Source organism: Mycobacterium dioxanotrophicus, from assembly GCF_002157835.1.
GTDB lineage: Bacteria > Actinomycetota > Actinomycetes > Mycobacteriales > Mycobacteriaceae > Mycobacterium > Mycobacterium dioxanotrophicus.
This window is the reverse complement of the sequence record NZ_CP020809.1, coordinates 4269869-4285913: the sequence shown is the minus strand read 5'-3', so window position 1 is coordinate 4285913 and position 16045 is coordinate 4269869. Positions and strand designations below refer to the sequence as shown.

General features: G+C 65.1%; 15 protein-coding genes. 11 read left to right on the top strand and 4 right to left on the bottom strand.

All coding sequences use genetic code 11. The features are described from left to right. Positions 1–30 precede the first annotated feature (30 nt). Entirely contained in the window at positions 31–774 is a 744-nt protein-coding gene (locus BTO20_RS20845) for a response regulator transcription factor (RefSeq protein WP_087078084.1), read from the bottom strand. A gap of 125 nt (positions 775–899) precedes the next feature. On the opposite strand from BTO20_RS20845, the gene BTO20_RS20840 reads away from it, so the two are divergent. The 3 genes from BTO20_RS20840 (at position 900) to BTO20_RS20830 (ending at position 4247) form a co-directional block, all read left to right on the top strand. Beyond that, positions 900–1166 carry a hypothetical protein gene (locus BTO20_RS20840; protein WP_087078083.1) on the top strand — a complete coding sequence of 89 codons (267 nt, stop codon included), beginning with the start codon at positions 900–902 and terminating at the stop codon, positions 1164–1166. After that, entirely contained in the window at positions 1159–2670 is a 1512-nt protein-coding gene (locus tag BTO20_RS20835; protein WP_087078082.1) for a multicopper oxidase family protein, read from the top strand. Before BTO20_RS20840 ends, BTO20_RS20835 begins: the two co-directional genes overlap by 8 nt. 320 nt (positions 2671–2990) lie before the next feature. Continuing rightward, positions 2991–4247, top strand: a complete 1257-nt coding sequence (locus BTO20_RS20830) for a L,D-transpeptidase (protein WP_087082432.1) — start codon at positions 2991–2993, stop codon at positions 4245–4247. Between the two features lie 40 nt (positions 4248–4287). Here the strand turns inward: BTO20_RS20830 and BTO20_RS20825 are convergent, their stop codons facing one another. The 3 genes from BTO20_RS20825 to ripA all read right to left on the bottom strand — a co-directional run bounded on the left by BTO20_RS20825 (position 4288) and on the right by ripA (position 9198). After that, the gene (locus BTO20_RS20825) at positions 4288–4956 is read right to left on the bottom strand and encodes a class I SAM-dependent methyltransferase (RefSeq protein ID WP_087078081.1); all 669 of its coding nucleotides are present in this window, start codon (positions 4954–4956) and stop codon (positions 4288–4290) included. Positions 4957–5269: 313 nt separating this feature from the next. Then, positions 5270–7618: a heavy metal translocating P-type ATPase gene (locus tag BTO20_RS20820; RefSeq protein WP_087078080.1), complete on the bottom strand. Its 2349-nt coding sequence runs from the start codon at positions 7616–7618 to the stop codon at positions 5270–5272. Positions 7619–7839: 221 nt separating this feature from the next. Beyond that, entirely contained in the window at positions 7840–9198 is a 1359-nt protein-coding gene (gene ripA / locus BTO20_RS20815) for an NlpC/P60 family peptidoglycan endopeptidase RipA (protein ID WP_087078079.1), read from the bottom strand. Between the two features lie 331 nt (positions 9199–9529). Between ripA and BTO20_RS20810 the strand changes: the two genes are divergently transcribed. The 8 genes from BTO20_RS20810 to BTO20_RS20775 all read left to right on the top strand — a co-directional run bounded on the left by BTO20_RS20810 (position 9530) and on the right by BTO20_RS20775 (position 15805). Continuing rightward, positions 9530–10027 (top strand): hypothetical protein, encoded by a 498-nt coding sequence (locus BTO20_RS20810; RefSeq protein ID WP_232490801.1) that lies wholly within the window; start codon positions 9530–9532, stop codon positions 10025–10027. Between the two features lie 62 nt (positions 10028–10089). Then, positions 10090–10656 carry a TlpA family protein disulfide reductase gene (locus BTO20_RS20805; protein ID WP_232490800.1) on the top strand — a complete coding sequence of 189 codons (567 nt, stop codon included), beginning with the start codon at positions 10090–10092 and terminating at the stop codon, positions 10654–10656. Positions 10657–10807: 151 nt separating this feature from the next. Then, a complete protein-coding gene (locus BTO20_RS20800) occupies positions 10808–11713 on the top strand; it encodes a M56 family metallopeptidase (RefSeq protein WP_232490799.1) in 906 nt (301 codons plus the stop codon). Between the two features lie 372 nt (positions 11714–12085). Then, positions 12086–12475 (top strand): BlaI/MecI/CopY family transcriptional regulator, encoded by a 390-nt coding sequence (locus BTO20_RS20795; protein ID WP_087078076.1) that lies wholly within the window; start codon positions 12086–12088, stop codon positions 12473–12475. Beyond that, entirely contained in the window at positions 12472–13410 is a 939-nt protein-coding gene (locus BTO20_RS20790) for a M56 family metallopeptidase (RefSeq protein ID WP_087078075.1), read from the top strand. Before BTO20_RS20795 ends, BTO20_RS20790 begins: the two co-directional genes overlap by 4 nt. Before the next feature lie 202 nt (positions 13411–13612). Continuing rightward, positions 13613–13870, top strand: a complete 258-nt coding sequence (locus tag BTO20_RS20785) for a hypothetical protein (protein ID WP_087078074.1) — start codon at positions 13613–13615, stop codon at positions 13868–13870. Between the two features lie 116 nt (positions 13871–13986). Then, the gene (locus tag BTO20_RS20780; protein WP_232490798.1) at positions 13987–14721 is read left to right on the top strand and encodes a response regulator transcription factor; all 735 of its coding nucleotides are present in this window, start codon (positions 13987–13989) and stop codon (positions 14719–14721) included. A 214-nt stretch (positions 14722–14935) separates the two neighbouring features. Next, on the top strand, positions 14936–15805 hold the full coding sequence (locus tag BTO20_RS20775) for a polysaccharide deacetylase family protein (RefSeq protein ID WP_087078073.1): 870 nt from the start codon (positions 14936–14938) through the stop codon (positions 15803–15805). Positions 15806–16045: the final 240 nt, after the last annotated feature.

The window sequence follows — 16045 nt, the reverse complement described above, 5'->3', positions numbered from 1 at the left end:
CAATCCCGGGGACCAGTCGCGGCCGCGGTGTCATTGTCCGTTACCAATGCGGTAGCCCACCCCTCGAACGGTAACGACGTATCGCCGCGCGCCGGGGTCTTCGCCGAGCTTGCGCCGCACATGCCCGATGTGCACGTCGACGAGGTGATCATTGCCTATCCACGGACCGTCGTGCACTAATTCCAGCAGCTGGCGCCGGCTCAGTACTAGTCCTGGACGGGCGGCCAGCGTCGCCAGGATGTCGAATTCCATCCGTGTCAGCGCGATCGGCTGCCCGGCCAGCGATACCTGGCGAGCGGCCACGTCGATGCGCAACGCCCCGATCTGCAGGGGTGCTGGCCGTGCCGAGGCGCCGACGGGCGCCGGGTCGGCAGCAATGCGGGGACGCCGCAACATCGCCCGGATGCGGGCAACCAATTCGCGAGGACTGAACGGTTTCGTGACGTAGTCGTCGGCGCCCACGGTGAGCCCGAGAATGGTGTCGATTTCGGTGTCGCGGGCGGTCAGGATGACCACGTAGGCGTCAGAGAAGGTGCGAATCTGGCGGCACACTTCCAATCCGTCCATCCCAGGTAACCCCAGATCGAGGATCACCACGTCGGGATCGACAGTGCGAGCCAATTCGAGCCCGTCTGGCCCGGTATGGGCGATGTGGGCGCTGAACTGCTCGCGAACGAGGTAGCTGGCCACCACATCGGCCAGCGCGGTCTCGTCATCGACGACCAGTGCCCGGTACTGCGAGCCCTCTGCCGCTGCCCGCGGTGCATCAGTCATGTGTCAATGGTGCGGCTGTATCGCGCGCCGCAAACGATCGGCGAGTTTCTTCAACGAATCTTCACACGACCCTTACCGATTCAATGATGTGCGGCGGTCAGGGTGGAACAGGTAAGGAGGCCGATATGTCTGTGGGATCAACGCTCGGCGGGTTCGTCGACGCCGACTGGGATGGCTGGCTGCTGCTGACCGCTGCGCTGGTGGTGTGCTGGGTCGTCGCGATCGCGACAGCGGCATCGTTGTTCAGTCCCCGCCGCCGCGGTGGACATGAAGTTCGGTCGACACCGGTGATCGCGGCAATGTTGACACCCGGTCCCCGCGTGCGGGCCGGCGTCGACCGCGTATCGGCAACTAGTGATCACACGACGCAGGAGAACCCCAGCAATGATTGATACCGGCAGGGCACCGCAGTTCAGCCGCCGCGGGTTCCTTGCGGCTTCAGTCGCGTTGGGTGCTACCGCGATAACGGGGTGTCAGCGCAACACTGGTACGGCACCTCCGGCCTCCACGTCCTCCTCGTCGGGCGCGATTGCCGCCGCCGAAGCACGCCGCCCCCACAGCGGGCGCACCGTGTCGACCACCTTGACCGCTCAGCGCGGCCCCGTCGATCTTGGAGGCCGCACAGTAGACACGTTGTCCTACAACGGTTCTGTACCCGGGCCACTGGTGCGGGCGTCAGTCGGCGATGAGTTGGCGGTGACGGTGCGCAATCATCTGGATCACTCCACCTCGGTGCACTGGCATGGGGTTGCGTTGCGCAACGACATGGATGGCGCTTCGCCGGCCACACCCGACATCGATGCCGGCGGTGAGTTCACGTACCGATTCTCGGTGCCGCACCCTGGAACCTATTGGGCCCATCCGCACACCGGGCTGGACGCCGACACCGGCCTGTATTTTCCGGTGATCGTCGATGACCCCAACGACCCTGGCCGCTACGACGCCGAGTGGGTGGTGATGCTCGATGACTGGACTGACGGGGTAGGCCCGACCCCGACCCAGATCTATGACGGATTGCGCGGCGGCAGCGGCCACAACGGCATGCCGGGGATGGGAGGTATGAGCGGTGGCGGTATGGGCAACAGTGCGTTGCTCGGCGGGGACGCCGGCGACGTAAGCTACCCATACTATGCGATCAACGGGCGTATCCCTCAGGCGCCCACGACGTTTCGCGCCAAGCCTGGTGACCGGGTGCGGATTCGGATCATCAACGCCGGGTCTGATACCGCCTTTCGAGTGGCGCTTGCAGGACACCGGCTGACCATCACCCATACCGATGGATTCCCGGTAACGCCCATCGACGCTGACGCCGTGTTGCTCGGCATGGGGGAACGCTACGACATGGTAGTCACCGCCGGAGACGGAGTGTTTCCACTGGTGGCAGCGGCCGAGGGCAAGAACGCTACCGCGCGCGCATTGCTGGTCACCGGGACAGGGGTGACCCCGGCTGCCGAGTACACCCCCGGCGAGCTGCAGGGCCGCGTCGCGACAGTCAGCGACTTGGCCGCCACAGGGGAGGCGGTGTTGCCGCCATCGCCCGACGAGGTGAACCTGTCGGCAGATCTGGGTGGGTCGATGATGCGCTACGACTGGACGATCAATGGATTGCCGTTCGCAAAGACCCGCCCGCTGCAGGTCCGAGAGGGCCAACATGTGTCGTTGACGTTCAACAACGCCACGATGATGTGGCACCCGATGCACTTGCACGGACACACCTTCGAAGTGGTCGGCGCCGATGGCCGCCCAGGCGCGCGCAAAGACACCGCCATCGTGTTGCCGATGCAAAAGCTACAGGTGCGGTTCGTCGCCGACAATCCCGGTGTGTGGATGATGCACTGTCACAACACCTATCACCAAGAGGCCGGCATGATGACCAGTGTGGATTACCAGGCCTAGCCCACGGGAAAAGCAGCCGGCCGGCGGCGTGTCCTGCGAGGTCCCTCAGGCCGGTCAAACACGGGTGTCGCATCAGGCCTGTATGGGGCCGGCCGTGGAGGGCATTGGGGTCGCCATGATGTGGTGCTGCCCCGAACGACTGCTGGTCGCGCGCAAGGGCCCACATCCGCCTAATGACTTGGGCGCCAGCACCATAAGCCGATTCGCACCGTGAGCCGAGTAGCGACGATCGCATCGTCTACTATGTAGCTTAGTAGATGATGTGACAGGTGTAGTTCGAATGGTGGGGCGTGCGCGGCGCTCCGCGACGGGAGGCCGGTGTGACCGTGGATCGCCGAATCGGCGTGCGGGTGTTGGCCGCGGTGCTGGTGCTCACCGGAACGTTCGGGGCGGTTGTCGCCGTGGGAATCTCGCACTGTTGGGGGTGTGACCGCGCGGGCAGCAGCGACCAGCAGAGCGCCGTTGCGCCGCAGCCAATCGCCGATCTGGTGATTTCCCCGGGACCGGCGGCCACCGATGTGGACCCACTGGGCCCGGTAACTGTGTCGGCGAGCTTTGCTTCGGTGTCGGAGGTGACGATGACCAACGAAGAGGGCATCCGCATCGCCGGCGTCACCACACCCGACGGTGCGGTGTGGAAGCCCGCCGTGCCGCTGGGCTATGGACGCACCTACACCATCACCGCGACCGCCACCGCCCCCGACGGGGCCCGGCTGCAACGTGTTTCTACGTTCTCGACCCTGGTTCCGGGCAATCAGACCCGGGTCCGGCTGACCACGACATCGGGTGCTGACGTGCGTGACGGCGCGACCTACGGCATCGGCACCGTCGTGGTGGCGCGCTTCGATGAACCGATCGTCGACAAGGCCGCCGCCGAGCGGCGCCTGGTGGTGTCGACTGCACCGGCGGTGATCGGGTCCTGGTACTGGCTGGACGATCAGACTGCGCATTGGCGCCCGGCACAGTACTTCGCCCCGGAAACGGCGGTGACGGTGCAGGCCAACATCTACGGAGCGGCGTTGGGGGGCGGCCTGTATGGGCAAGAGGATGTGCATGTGGGCTTTGTCATCGGCGACGCACACGTCGCCATCGCCGACGACGCCACCAAACAGGTCAGCGTGTTCAACAACGGCCAACTGGTCCGCACCATGCCGACCTCGATGGGCATGGGCGGCACCGAGAGGGTCAACGGACAAACCATCTCATTTTGGACCCAGCGCGGCATCTACACGGTGATGGACAAGGCCAATCCCGTGGTGATGGACTCCTCGACCTATGGCCTGCCGATCAATTCCCGGCTGGGGTACCGCGAAACGATCTCGTGGGCCACCCGTATAAGCACCGACGGGATCTATCTGCATCAGCTGGAGAGCACCGTCTGGGCTCAGGGCAACACCAATGTGTCGCACGGCTGCCTGAACCTCAACCCCGACAACGCCCGCTGGTTCTACGACTTTTCCCAGCCCGGCGATGTCGTCGAGGTTCGCAACACCGGCGGCGAGCCCCTGCAGGTCTGGCAGAACGGCGACTGGAGTGTGCCCTGGGAGCAGTGGGTGAAAGGCAGTGCTTTGCGTTGACCGTGGTCTGACAGCGGTGGGTGGCCAGCGACGTGTGTAATTACGGCCACGGGGTACTGGCCGGCTCGGATGGGGAGGCCACTGCCGACAGCACGCTCCAGCTTCCCCAGCCTGCAGCACTCTCCGTACTAGTCCAGGCGCCGGGGAGCGCACTGGCGATGTCGGTGGCGGGGACGTATAACGGTCCGTCTTGGCCGAGCAGGTTGATCCAGACGATGTGTCCGCGGCCTTTGAGAACGCGGACGAGCTCGTGGGCGCAGCAGAACGTATCGACGAGTACAGCGGCGTCGAAGACCTGATCGCAAAACGGCAATCGAGAGGCATCACAGCAGATGCGAAAGCTGTCGCACCCGGGTGCTTGGGTGAGCAGTGCGATGGAAAGGTCGACACAGAAGACCTCGTCGAAGTGGTCGGTCAGCAGCGGGGTGATCTGCCCGGTTCCGGATCCGACTTCAAGGCAGCGTCCGCCGACGGGTATCTGGCCCCGACGGAGGGCGTCGCGCACCGCGTCGAATCGGTTCGTGCTGTGTTGGGTGTTCCATGTGGCGGCCATACCGTCGAACATGCTGGCGGTAGCTCGCGCGATGTCGGTAGTCCAGACGCCATCGACGGCGATTGCGCGGGCGAATGCCTGGAGCTCGGGAACATCGTCTAGGACAGGTTTGTCGGGCTGAGCAGGGATAATCTGGGGAACGGTGATGACGGTCATCGACGTGTCCTGTCTTCAGGTCGCTACCACCACATTAGGCAGACCGGTATTATAGATGACCATGTCGCTCACGGTCGCAAACGCATCAACCTTCGCCGTGTGACCCGTCGAGTACACCCCGGTATCTACAGATGAGGTGCCTAGCCTTCGATGTGGCGACCGCGTGCGATGGCTATCCTCGGTCGTGGTGGTCGTGATGTGGGCCATGGTTGGCCATTAGCGGGTTCGACCCGCGAGCCCGCTAATGGCCTCGATCGAAACCCCTCGATACCTACCGTGGCAGGTACCGAGGGAGCCGGTGCCAGGGCCGGGGTTAGAGCTTCTTCGAGCGCAACCGTAGGGCGTTGCCAATGACGCTGACCGACGACAGGGCCATCGCGGCGGCTGCGATGATCGGCGACAGCAGTATCCCGAACACCGGGTAGAGGACTCCGGCAGCGAGCGGGATGCCGGCGGCGTTGTACACGAAAGCGAAGACCAGGTTCTGCCGGATGTTGCTCATCGTCGCTGCGGATAGTCGCCGCGCCCGGACGATCCCCGTCAGATCCCCGCGCAGGAGCGTGACCCCGGCGCTTTCGATGGCCACGTCCGTGCCCGATCCCATCGCGATGCCCACGTCGGCGGCCGCGAGTGCAGGGGCGTCGTTGACGCCGTCGCCGGCCATAGCCACGATCTTGCCCTGGTCCCGGAGTCGCTGCACGACTGCGCTCTTGTGATCAGGCAGAACCTCGGCCTCCACCTCGCTGATGCCGAGCCGGCGGCCGACCGCCTCAGCGGTGGTGCGGTTGTCGCCGGTGAGCATCACGACGTCGATGCCATCGTCGCGCAGCGCGGTCAAGGCCTCGGGGGTGGTGTCCTTGACTGGGTCGGCGATCGCGAGGACACCGGCGGCGCGGCCACCGACGCCGACGAAGATCGCAGTGGCGCCGTCGTGGCGGAGGTCGTCGGCCTGGCGGGCGAACGCGGAGATGTCGATTCCCTCGTCAGCGAGGAACGTGGCATTGCCCAGGGCGACCCGGCGTCCCTCGACGGTGCCGACCACGCCGCGTCCGACGGGGGAATCGAAGTCGGTGACGGCTGGGGTGGTGAGGCCGGCGCGTTCGGCCGCTTCGACAATCGCGAGCGCTAACGGGTGTTCGGAGGCACGTTCGACGCCGGCGGCCAGGCGCAGTACGTCGTTGGCGTCGATGCCGTTGTCGGGCACGATGGCGGTGACCGATGGGCGTCCTTCGGTCAGCGTGCCGGTCTTGTCGACGACGAGGGTGTCGACTTTCTCCAAGCGCTCGAGGGCCTCGGCGTTCTTGATGAGCACACCGAGTTCGGCGCCGCGACCGACGCCGACCATGATCGACATCGGGGTGGCCAGGCCAAGGGCGCAGGGGCAGGCGATGATCAACACCGACACAGCGACGACCAGTGCGTATGCCAGCGAGGGGGAGGGCCCGACGAGTGCCCACACCACAAACGCGACGACGGCGATCGCGATGACCGCGGGCACAAACTTTCGGGCGACCTTGTCGGCGAGCCGTTGAATGGGTGCGCGGGATCGCTGGGCTTGCGCCACCATCGCAACGATGCGGGCGAGCATGGTGTCGCGGCCGACCTTTTCGGCGCGGATCACCAATGCGCCGGTGCGGTTGAGGGTGCCGCCGATCACGGTGTCTCCGGAAGTCTTGGTGACGGGCATCGATTCGCCGGTGACCATAGACTCGTCGAGCGAGGATCGCCCGTCCTGCACGGCGCCGTCGACCGGAACCTTCTCGCCGGGCCGAACCCGCATCAGATCGCCGATCTGCACGGCGTCGAGCGCTACTTCTTCCTCGGTGCCATCGGCGTTGATACGGCGCCCGGTCTTCGGGGCCAGATCAAGCAGTGCCTTGATCGCGCCGGAGGTCTGCTCCCGTGCCCGCAGTTCCAGGACCTGCCCGAGCAGCACCAGCACGGTGATTACGGCAGCGGCCTCGAAGTACACGGCGACGGTGCCGTCCATGCCGCGAAAGGCGTCCGGGAAAACACCGGGCACGAGGGTGGCGACGACGCTGTAGAGCCAGGCCACCCCGGTGCCCATCGCGATCAGGGTGAACATGTTGAGGTTGCGTGTGCGCACCGACTGCGCGCCGCGAACGAAGAACGGCCATCCAGCCCACAGCACCACCGGGGTCGCCAGTACGAACTGGATCCACGTCGAGACCGTCGCGGGGACGAAGTGGTGTAGTGAGGGGAACAGGTGCCCGCCCATTTCAAGGGCGAACACCGGGGCGGTAAGAACGAGACCGATCCAGAAGCGGCGGGTCATGTCGGAGAGTTCGGGGCTCGGGCCGGTGTCGGCGGTGACCACGGCGGGTTCGAGAGCCATCCCACAGATCGGGCAGGACCCGGGTTCGGGCCGGCGAATCTCGGGGTGCATTGGGCAGGTGTATTCGACGCTCTCGCCGAGAGATGCGACCGGCGCAGCGGCCGGGGCCTGTGCGGCGTCGAGGAACTCGCCCGGGTCCGCTGCGAACCTGGACTGACAGTGCGCCGAGCAGAAGTGGAATGTCCGACTGTCGTATTCGATGCGGTACTCGCTCGTGTGAGGATCCACCGTCATCCCGCATACGGGATCGTGCACGAGATCGGGGGCAGGCACCGATCCGTGGTCATGGTGGCGATGCTCGGTCATGATCGGCCTTTCGTGTACTCGATTGCCGCGACGTATACCCGCGAGGCGGGCGGCACTGCGACTCAGTGTATACCCCCAAGGGGTATGCGGGGCAGTGTATCGACAGCCCAGTTCGGTCCGTTTCCCTTCCGGCATGCGCGGCAGCGATCCGCATCGCTTCCTCGAGATTCTGGCGGCTTGGTGGACCTGCCCGCCGGGCCGGGGAGCCGCTGGGGTGTGGGTCAGTATTCGATCAGTCGAGTTACGTAGGGCATCATCCCGCTGGTGCGCACAGGTGCGATGCGTACTTGTGAGCCGGTGAACGGAGCCTCAAGCATTTGGCCCTCGCCCAGATACATCGCCTCGTGCTGGCTGGCGTCGGGTCCATAGAAGATCAGGTCACCGCGACGCATTTGCGCCGACGGAATTTTGCGCCCGGCGTTGTATTGGGATCCCGAATAGTGGTCGAGTTTTATCCCGACACCGGCGAACGCGTACAGATACAGCCCCGAGCAGTCGAAACCGACAGTGCCTGCGCCTGAATCGATTCCGCGTGAGGCTCCGTTGGCATTGCCGCCTCCCCACGAGTAGGGCACACCCAACTGCGACATCGCCCGACGGATCACATATTCGGATGCCTGTCGGCCGTACACGCGGGGGATTCGGCCATTGGTGAATCCCGGGTCGGCAGGCGCGGCCGCTTGAGGCAAAATTCCCAGGCCGGTCAAAAACTTGCGTCCCATATCGGCGGTCAGCTGCGCCGAGGTCGCTGAAATCTGAAGCACTGCATTGATGATGGCGACTGGATCACCGGTCACGTTCGCGCTGGGCACCATCGGCAAGGTGGTGTCCCACTGGCTGGTGCCGGCGCGGTCGGTCGGTTGGCGGTCCCAATCGCCGGCGCCATCCGGCTGCCGTGGTGCGGGACTCAGGCGTGCCCGCGCGGCATCGCGGACCGCCACCAGGCGATCGACTTCTGCCTGCTGGGAACCGAATTGGCGTTGCGCTTCGGTCAAGGTGGCAACTGCGGCGTGCTGACGCTGCCCGGCGACGGTGAGGGCTTGCTCGGCGCGCTGTTCGGCCGCCCGTGCCGTAGATTCTTGGTTTGCCTTTTCGATGCGGACGTGTTGCAGTTGTGTCAGCGCGCTGCGATATCCGCGGGTCAGCAATTGGTCGGCGCTGGCGGCGATGACCTCATCTGGGTTTGACGCCAGCACCAGCGTCTTCGGGGGCCCGTTGACATAAGTGGCAGCAGCGAACTGGTCGAATCGCTGTTGTGCGGTGTCGATGGCGGTACTGGCCTCGGTGAGCTGCTGGCGGCTGGTATCGGCGTCGCGCCGCGCGGCAGTGGCGGCGACGCGGGCTTGGGAGACCTCCAGCAGGGCCTTGTTCACACCCTCCTGCTGGCCCTGGATCTGTGCACCGACCTCAGCCAGTCGTTGGTTGGCTCCAGCCAGTTCGACGACCGCTGGCACCGGGGAGTTGTCGGCATGAGCCTGGCCATTGTGAGATGCGTGTACCTGCGGGTTGCTCAGCATTGCCGAGGCGGCCGCGACCATGAAGATGAGGCAACTGCTGGCAATGCGACGGACAGGCCTCATCGAAGGTCTCCCTCAGCGGGGTGCGGGTGCACCGTCGGCAGCTCGTACGTGCTGGATAACACCTCGTTCGCATGTGCCATAAGGAGACCTCCAGTACGTAGTTGCACCGTATATCACATCCGTCACACAGGGAACATCTGCCACAGTCTCGGTGCGGTAACGGCACGTTGCGCACAGCGACGAGGCGGTACGTGCTCGGCGAGGCCCTGTCGCCAGATGAGACCCTGTCCTAGCGACCGATTCGACTTCGCACCCGTGTGCCTTTATCTACTATCTAGGTCAGTACTATCTGTGGAAGATGATCGCGGGCGCGTGCGGCGGAGGTGGTGGCGTGGTGGGGCAGCCAAAGGTGTGGCGGCAGTGCGCCGTCGCCGTGGCAGTCGTCGCGGGTGTGGGTCTGGCCGTGGGCGTTCCCAGCGCGCTGATCGCCAATCCATGGTTTGTGCGCATGACGCCGGTGCCCTGGTGGAGTTACACGGTGTGGGTACTGACGGCCGTGATGAGCGCCGGGCTGGCAGTGACGTTCGTGGGTGACTCCTCTGGTGGGTCGCCGGCACCGGGAGGCTCCGGGATCCTTGCCAATTTGGGGTCGGCGCTGGCCGTCGGGTGTCCGGTATGCAACAAACTGGTGGTGGCTGCCCTAGGCGTCAGCGGCGCGCTCAACGTGTGGGCTCCGGTACAACCCATTCTCGCCGCAGCGTCATTGTCGCTGCTGGGATGGGCTCTGTGGCGGCGGATTTCAGCCCGCCGTAGCTGCCCGGTCGGCACCGCCACTGCGTTGACCGCGGCAGTCCCGGTGATCGATTCGGTGAAGGAGTTTGAGCGCTGATCGGCGCCGCCCGGCCAGTCACGGCCCTCGCGCTGGGCCTACTCGGCGTCGCCGGTGTTCTGGTGGCCGCATACACCGAGCCGGTTGGCGTGCCGCTGTCACGGCCACCGACCCCCCATCACTTTGTCGACACTGCCGAGGACCCGGCTGTGGTCGAGGGCGGCGCCGCCGCCTGTCCGGCCCCTGCCCCTGCCCGTGACGCGGTGGCGGTGCCGTCACTGGCTGATGCGAGGGCGCGCTGCCTGGGTTCTGCACGCAGCGCCAATGTCGGTCTCGCGATCGCGGGTAAGCCCACACTGTTGAATCTGTGGGCGTCGTGGTGTGCGCCGTGCCGGCAGGAGATGCCCATTCTGGATGCTTACGCGGGCAGCCCTGGCGCGGTCCGTGTGGTGGGTGTGAATGTGCGCGACCGGTCCTCATCGGCAGCCGCGCTCGTTCGCGACTTGCAGATCACGTACCCGTCCTTTACCGACGCTGACAACGTCGCCGCGGCGTTGGCAGCGCCGCCGCTGCTTCCCCTGAGCTACCTGGTGAAGACCGATGGTTCGGTGCGCCGCTTGCAAGATGTGTTGGTGTTCAGTGATGTCGAGCAGGTCGCCCGTTCGGTCGCCACGGCGATGAGTTCGTGATGTGCGTTCCCGACAGGCATGGGCCAGTGTTGTGCCGATCGTTGCTGAACTCGCTGTCGTCCGGTGCTCGTGCTGAGCGGTTTTCGGTGCGTGTGCGACTGGTAGGCGTAGCGGGAAGCAGGCGGGGGAACCGGCCGCGGCGGGGGTGGCGATGACTGCGGTGGTGTGGTGGGCACTGCTCGGTGTAGCAGCGGGCTATTTGGTCCCAGTGGCGCTGCGTGCACTGTTGCGCCGCGGTGTTGGCGCAGCGGTGTTGCTGTGCGCATGGGGCGCGATGGTGAGTCTGATTGTCACGGCTCTGGCGCTACCGGTCCTCGCTGAACTCTTGCGCCGCTGCTGGCTGAGCGCAGGTCCGGTCGACTCCAGCCGGGTTGACACTGCAGCAGCTGCTGTCAGCGCGGTCATAGTCGTTGTCGCCGCGGTCCGCGGCGGCTGGCGTTTCGGCCATCTCAGCCGGATGCGGCACCGCCTGCACGGCAAGCATTTTGAGATGAACTGGCTGCTCACCGGTCAACGGCCCCGTCCCGGGACGGTGGTGTGGTTGCCCGCCACCGAGCCCCTGGCCTACAGCCTGGCCGGCCAACCACCGCTGGTTGTGGCGACCACGGGGCTATACCGGGTCTTCGATGACGCTACGGTCAGCGCCGTGCTGGCCCACGAGCATGCCCATACAGCGCGCCGGCATCATCTCTTCGTGTCCCTCGCCGATACGGTCGCCTCAGGGCTGGGATGGTTGCCGGTAATGCGTCAATCCCCGTCGTTGGTGCGCACACTGGTCGAATTGGATGCTGACGCCCACGCCGCGCGCGCCCACGGCCATCACCGCCTGCTGCAGGCCCTACGGACCATGCAACACACACCGGCGCCGCCAGCGGCCCTGGGCATCGCCGGTGAGTGCACCCAACTGCGGATGGCCCGTCTTTCCGCGCAGAGCTGCGGCGGGGCCGGCCGACTGGGCGGTGCCGCCGCACGGTTGGGCGCCGGCCTTGTCCTCGGGGTGCCGGCGTTGTTGAGTTTGTCGGCCGTGATCGCTGTCGTCTCCTGCACTGCGGCCTAACACAACGTCGCCCCCAGCCTCGATGGACAACGACGACCACCGCGAGTACTACGTACGCACCCATGTCGTCGTCGTTGGCCGGCCGCATACACCGCGATCCGCCCAGCATCGACCCAAGTCCGGGAACCTATGGGCGACGCTCGAAAATCTTGGCTCCTGAAGTTCGGTGCGCGGAATTGAGATCGCGGTCGGATTCCCGATGGCAGCCTTACTGATTGTGCTCGGCCTGTTGCGGATTGGGCTGCAACCGCATCCACGCGAGGATTCCTACGGTCGCTGCGACGCACGTCGTTGTGTGATTGCCGACGCGCCGGGTCGACGCAGCACAGGTGCAGCGAGGTAGGCTCACAACAACAATCGTGGAGGGTGATAGTGCGCGTACGGGGATTCGGTGAACTCGAAGCCGACATCATGGATCGCATTTGGAATCGTGATCCCGAGCCGGTCACGGTACGCGACATTTTCGACGAACTCGCCGATGAGCGGCGGATCGCCTACACCACCGTGATGTCGACGATGGACAACTTGCATACCAAGGGTTGGCTGGAGCGCGACCGTGACGGCCGGGCATACCGCTACTGGGCGACGTTGAACCGCGAGCAACACTCGGCTCAATTGATGCGTGAGGCCCTCGACGGCGGTGGGCAGTCAGACCTCGTACTCAGCTACTTCATCGAGCAGATCGATCCGCAGGACTCCGATCGGTTGCGCGCCGCACTGCGCACGCTGGCCCGGCGGTCGAACAGGGCGAAGAAGCGGTGAGCGTCGCCGCCTGCCTGCTGATTTTCAGCATGGTGATGGTGGCGTTGGGGCCAAAGGCGCTAGGCTTCCTCACCCGCGGCGGTTCGGCGCCCAGGTTCGGCATCGTGGCGTGGCTGACCGCGATCGGCAGCGTGTTGGCCACCGGGGTCGCCATTCCCGCTCTGGTGGCCCTGGACGTGCTATCCCACGGCCGCCAGCACAGTTCGCTGCTGAGTTCGTGTATGCAGTTGTTGTGCGATCTGGCAGCTGGACGGGCTGGCGGCGCAGCACAATTGGGGCTACTGATGGCGGCGCTAGGCCTGATCGTCGCGGTGATGAGCCTGGGGGTGAAATTGCTGCATACCGTTCGCCGATTGCGTGCCCATGCCGACACTCATGCCCAGGCAGCGCGCCTGGTGGGACGGCGAACCGATCAACCTCATGTGTATATCGTTGATGCCGAGCAGCGCACCGCCTATTGCGTGGCCGGCAACCCGCCGGCGATCGTTGTTACCAGCAGCGCGGTCGCCGCTCTCGATCCTCGGGAATTAGCGGCCGTACTGGCTCACGAACGGGCGCACCTCGACGGGCACCACGCCACGATAGTGACCGTGCTGCGCGGTTTGGCGATGGTGTTCCCCCGGGTGACATTGATGACCCGAGCAGCCGCCGATGTCACGCGGTTGCTGGAAATGTGTGCCGACGACGCCGCCGCCCGTCGCTACGGCCAGCGCACGCTGCTCGCGGGGCTGCTGGCCCTTGCCGGTGCCGCACCGGCTGAGGCTCTCGGCGCCGCCGATGTCGCGTTGCTGAGCCGCGCCGAACGTTTGGCACTTCCGGCCGCCTCAGGTAGACGCTTGGGCGCACGCGTCGGCCTCGCCGGCGCCACCACCCTCATCGCATTGGTCCCGATGGGCACCTTCGTCCTCGGTGCGTCGGGGCTGCTCTGTAGTTGAGTGGTTCAATTCGACCCGCTCGACCGCCCGACGTCGCGTTAACTCGAGAGCCCGATCCCTGCGTTGGCAGGCAGTCCGCTCCGCTTTGAGAGGGCTGCCGACAGGCATGGCAGGCGGACAGGCACTTCACTACTGCCTTTGTACATACTATGTTGGACAGTAGATAGTGGCGTTGTGCCGTTCGAAAGGAGCGCTGCCGCAGATGAGCCCCGTGCGTCGAATTCGCAAGAGCCGCCAGTCGATATACACCTCCACTTACCGGCGCCAACGCAGATACCGTGCCGCAGGCTGGGTCCTTGTTGGCATCGGCGCCGTGATGGCGATCGTGCACGTCGTTACCCATCTAGGTCGGCTGCACATCGTCGGTTACCAGGACCTTCTGTTGGGCTACCCGATGGCCGCAGTGCTGACAATTGTCGGTTTCGTCATCGTCGGGTCAGTCTCTGGCGCCCACCGCTGACCACGGCGCGATGAGGCACGGTGTAGTCGAGGAAGATGCGTGAGGGTCGGCTGAAGTTATCGCCACGAATGTCCCATTACTGAGCACTGAGCTACGTAGTAGGGCAGTATTAGGAGGTGCCTGATTCCTCCACCGCCACTGCATGGTTCGGTGTACTTGTCGTAGAGAGTGGCACGGGCTGGGCTGATTTGGTCACCGACAGCATTCGACGCGAGGGGATTCTAGTGTCGATCGCCGGTGGTGGTGCCAGTGCCCTCCTGGCGATTGTCGCGAAGGCCCGGCCCGACATGATCATTCTTGAGGCGGGCGATTGCCTCGACGAGACGATGGCGACCTGTCGAACCCTTCGGTCTGTCTCCGAGGCCCACATCGCCGTTTTGACCGCCAACTGCGATCGGGCAACCCGGCTCGCGGGGCTCAAAGCCGGTGCGGATGAGGTGTTCGCCGAGCCGTTGCGAACGGGGGAGATCGCTTGTCGCGTAAGGACAATTCTGAACCATCGGCGACCATCCGCTTCCGGTACCGGGCCGTGTCCTGATCCAGGAACTGGACGCCAGTTCGGCTCGCTGACCATCGATGTCCACCGCCGCCTGGTGTTCGTGTCCGGTGAGCAGGTTCATTTGACGCGTGTGCAGTTCGACATCCTTGTCGCTTTGTCGCATCGGCCCGACGGGATCACGACCCGTCAAGAACTGCTGAATGCGGTGTGGGGTCCGGAATGGCGAGGCAATCCGGGTGTGATCGACGTGCACATCGGTCATCTGCGGCGCCGGCTCGGCGATGATCCGGCGGATCCTCGGCTGGTGGTGAATGTGCGCGGTGTGGGGTATCGGCTGCCGGGCAGTCGCTAGGAGTGACTGCCGGATGGAGCCGCAGGGCTTGCCTTATCGGCTGTGCTGGGCGGCGAGTCCTGTGGTGCGCGCCGCGGTTTGCCGCACCTCCTGTGCGCAACCGGGGGATGTGCTGTGAATGACGGGTCGACACTGACAGGTTCGCAACCTACGGTCTCGCTCAGTACATAAGCGGGACGAGTCACACTCCGGGTGGCGGATCGAGAGGGATGCAATGCAGCTGCGTCGAAACGGATTGTGGTGGCAACTCAGCGTCCTGACGCTGATTCTGGTGGTGATTGGCGCCGCGATGCTGTTCATCGAGCGCCGCCACCCGGGCGTCTCGGCAGATGAGGTGGATTGTGCCACACACAAATGCGTTGCGCTGACCTTCGATGACGGCCCCTCGCCGTTCACCGATCGACTCTTGAGAGTTCTTGCCGCCAAGGGCGCCAAGGCCACGTTCTTTCTGATCGGCAACAAAGTCGCCGCCGATCCCGCGGCTGCGCGACGCATCGCCGATGCCGGCATGGAGATTGGCAGCCACACCTGGGAGCACCCCAACATGTCGACCGTCCCGCCGACAGAGATCCCCGGCCAGCTCCGAAAAGCCACCGAGGCCATCACTGCGGCAACCGGTCACGCACCCTCGCTCTACCGGCCGGCTGGAGGGTTGTCCAGCCCCGAGGTGAGGGCTGAAGCGGGAAGGCAAGGGCTAGCCGAAATACTCTGGGATGTCATTCCTTTTGATTGGATCAATGATGCCGATCTCGCAGCGACCACCTACATGCTCAAGACACAGATCCGTCCCGGTTCCGTAGTGCTGCTGCATGACACGTATTCCAGCACCGTCGATCTGGTGTATCGATTCCTCCCCGTCCTGATCGCCAACGACTATCACATGGTGACCGTCAGCCATCTGCTGGGCAGCAGGCCCGCGGGCAGCAGTTACGGCGGGCGTGAGAACGGCCCACCGGCCGACGCCATCCACGACATCCCCGCCAACCAGACACCGACACTGCCACCTACCCCTTCACCCAAGCCAGCGCCCAACCTGCCCATCACCGACATCCCTAATCAGAACCCGGGCGGCCCACCAGCATGAACGTCGCCTGCGAAAGTCACCCGCAGGCACGAGCAGTCGCACTGCGGTGCGCCCGAGGATCAGACTGGCGTGCTGCCCGGAACCCGTTGGCGCTGCGTGCGGTTGCGCGATTCTGGGCAAGTTCACATGTTCTGCCTCGAAAAGGGGCGGTCCACCGCGATGACCAGGTATCCGGCGTGTTCCTTCGTGGTGTCGCAAACGCGTAACGTCCTTGCATCGACTGGATCATCTACGTAGTGA

Bases quoted from the DNA above. Each gene is read 5' to 3' on its own strand.
- BTO20_RS20845 (WP_087078084.1), bottom strand. From the start codon at position 774: ATGACTGATGCACCGCGGGCAGCGGCAGAGGGCTCGCAGTACCGGGCA.
- BTO20_RS20840 (WP_087078083.1), top strand. From the start codon at position 900: ATGTCTGTGGGATCAACGCTCGGCGGGTTCGTCGACGCCGACTGGGAT.
- BTO20_RS20835 (WP_087078082.1), top strand. From the start codon at position 1,159: ATGATTGATACCGGCAGGGCACCGCAGTTCAGCCGCCGCGGGTTCCTT.
- BTO20_RS20825 (WP_087078081.1), bottom strand. From the start codon at position 4,956: ATGACCGTCATCACCGTTCCCCAGATTATCCCTGCTCAGCCCGACAAA.
- BTO20_RS20820 (WP_087078080.1), bottom strand. From the start codon at position 7,618: ATGACCGAGCATCGCCACCATGACCACGGATCGGTGCCTGCCCCCGAT.
- ripA (WP_087078079.1), bottom strand. From the start codon at position 9,198: ATGAGGCCTGTCCGTCGCATTGCCAGCAGTTGCCTCATCTTCATGGTC.
- BTO20_RS20800 (WP_232490799.1), top strand. From the start codon at position 10,808: ATGACTGCGGTGGTGTGGTGGGCACTGCTCGGTGTAGCAGCGGGCTAT.
- BTO20_RS20785 (WP_087078074.1), top strand. From the start codon at position 13,613: ATGAGCCCCGTGCGTCGAATTCGCAAGAGCCGCCAGTCGATATACACC.
- BTO20_RS20775 (WP_087078073.1), top strand. From the start codon at position 14,936: ATGCAGCTGCGTCGAAACGGATTGTGGTGGCAACTCAGCGTCCTGACG.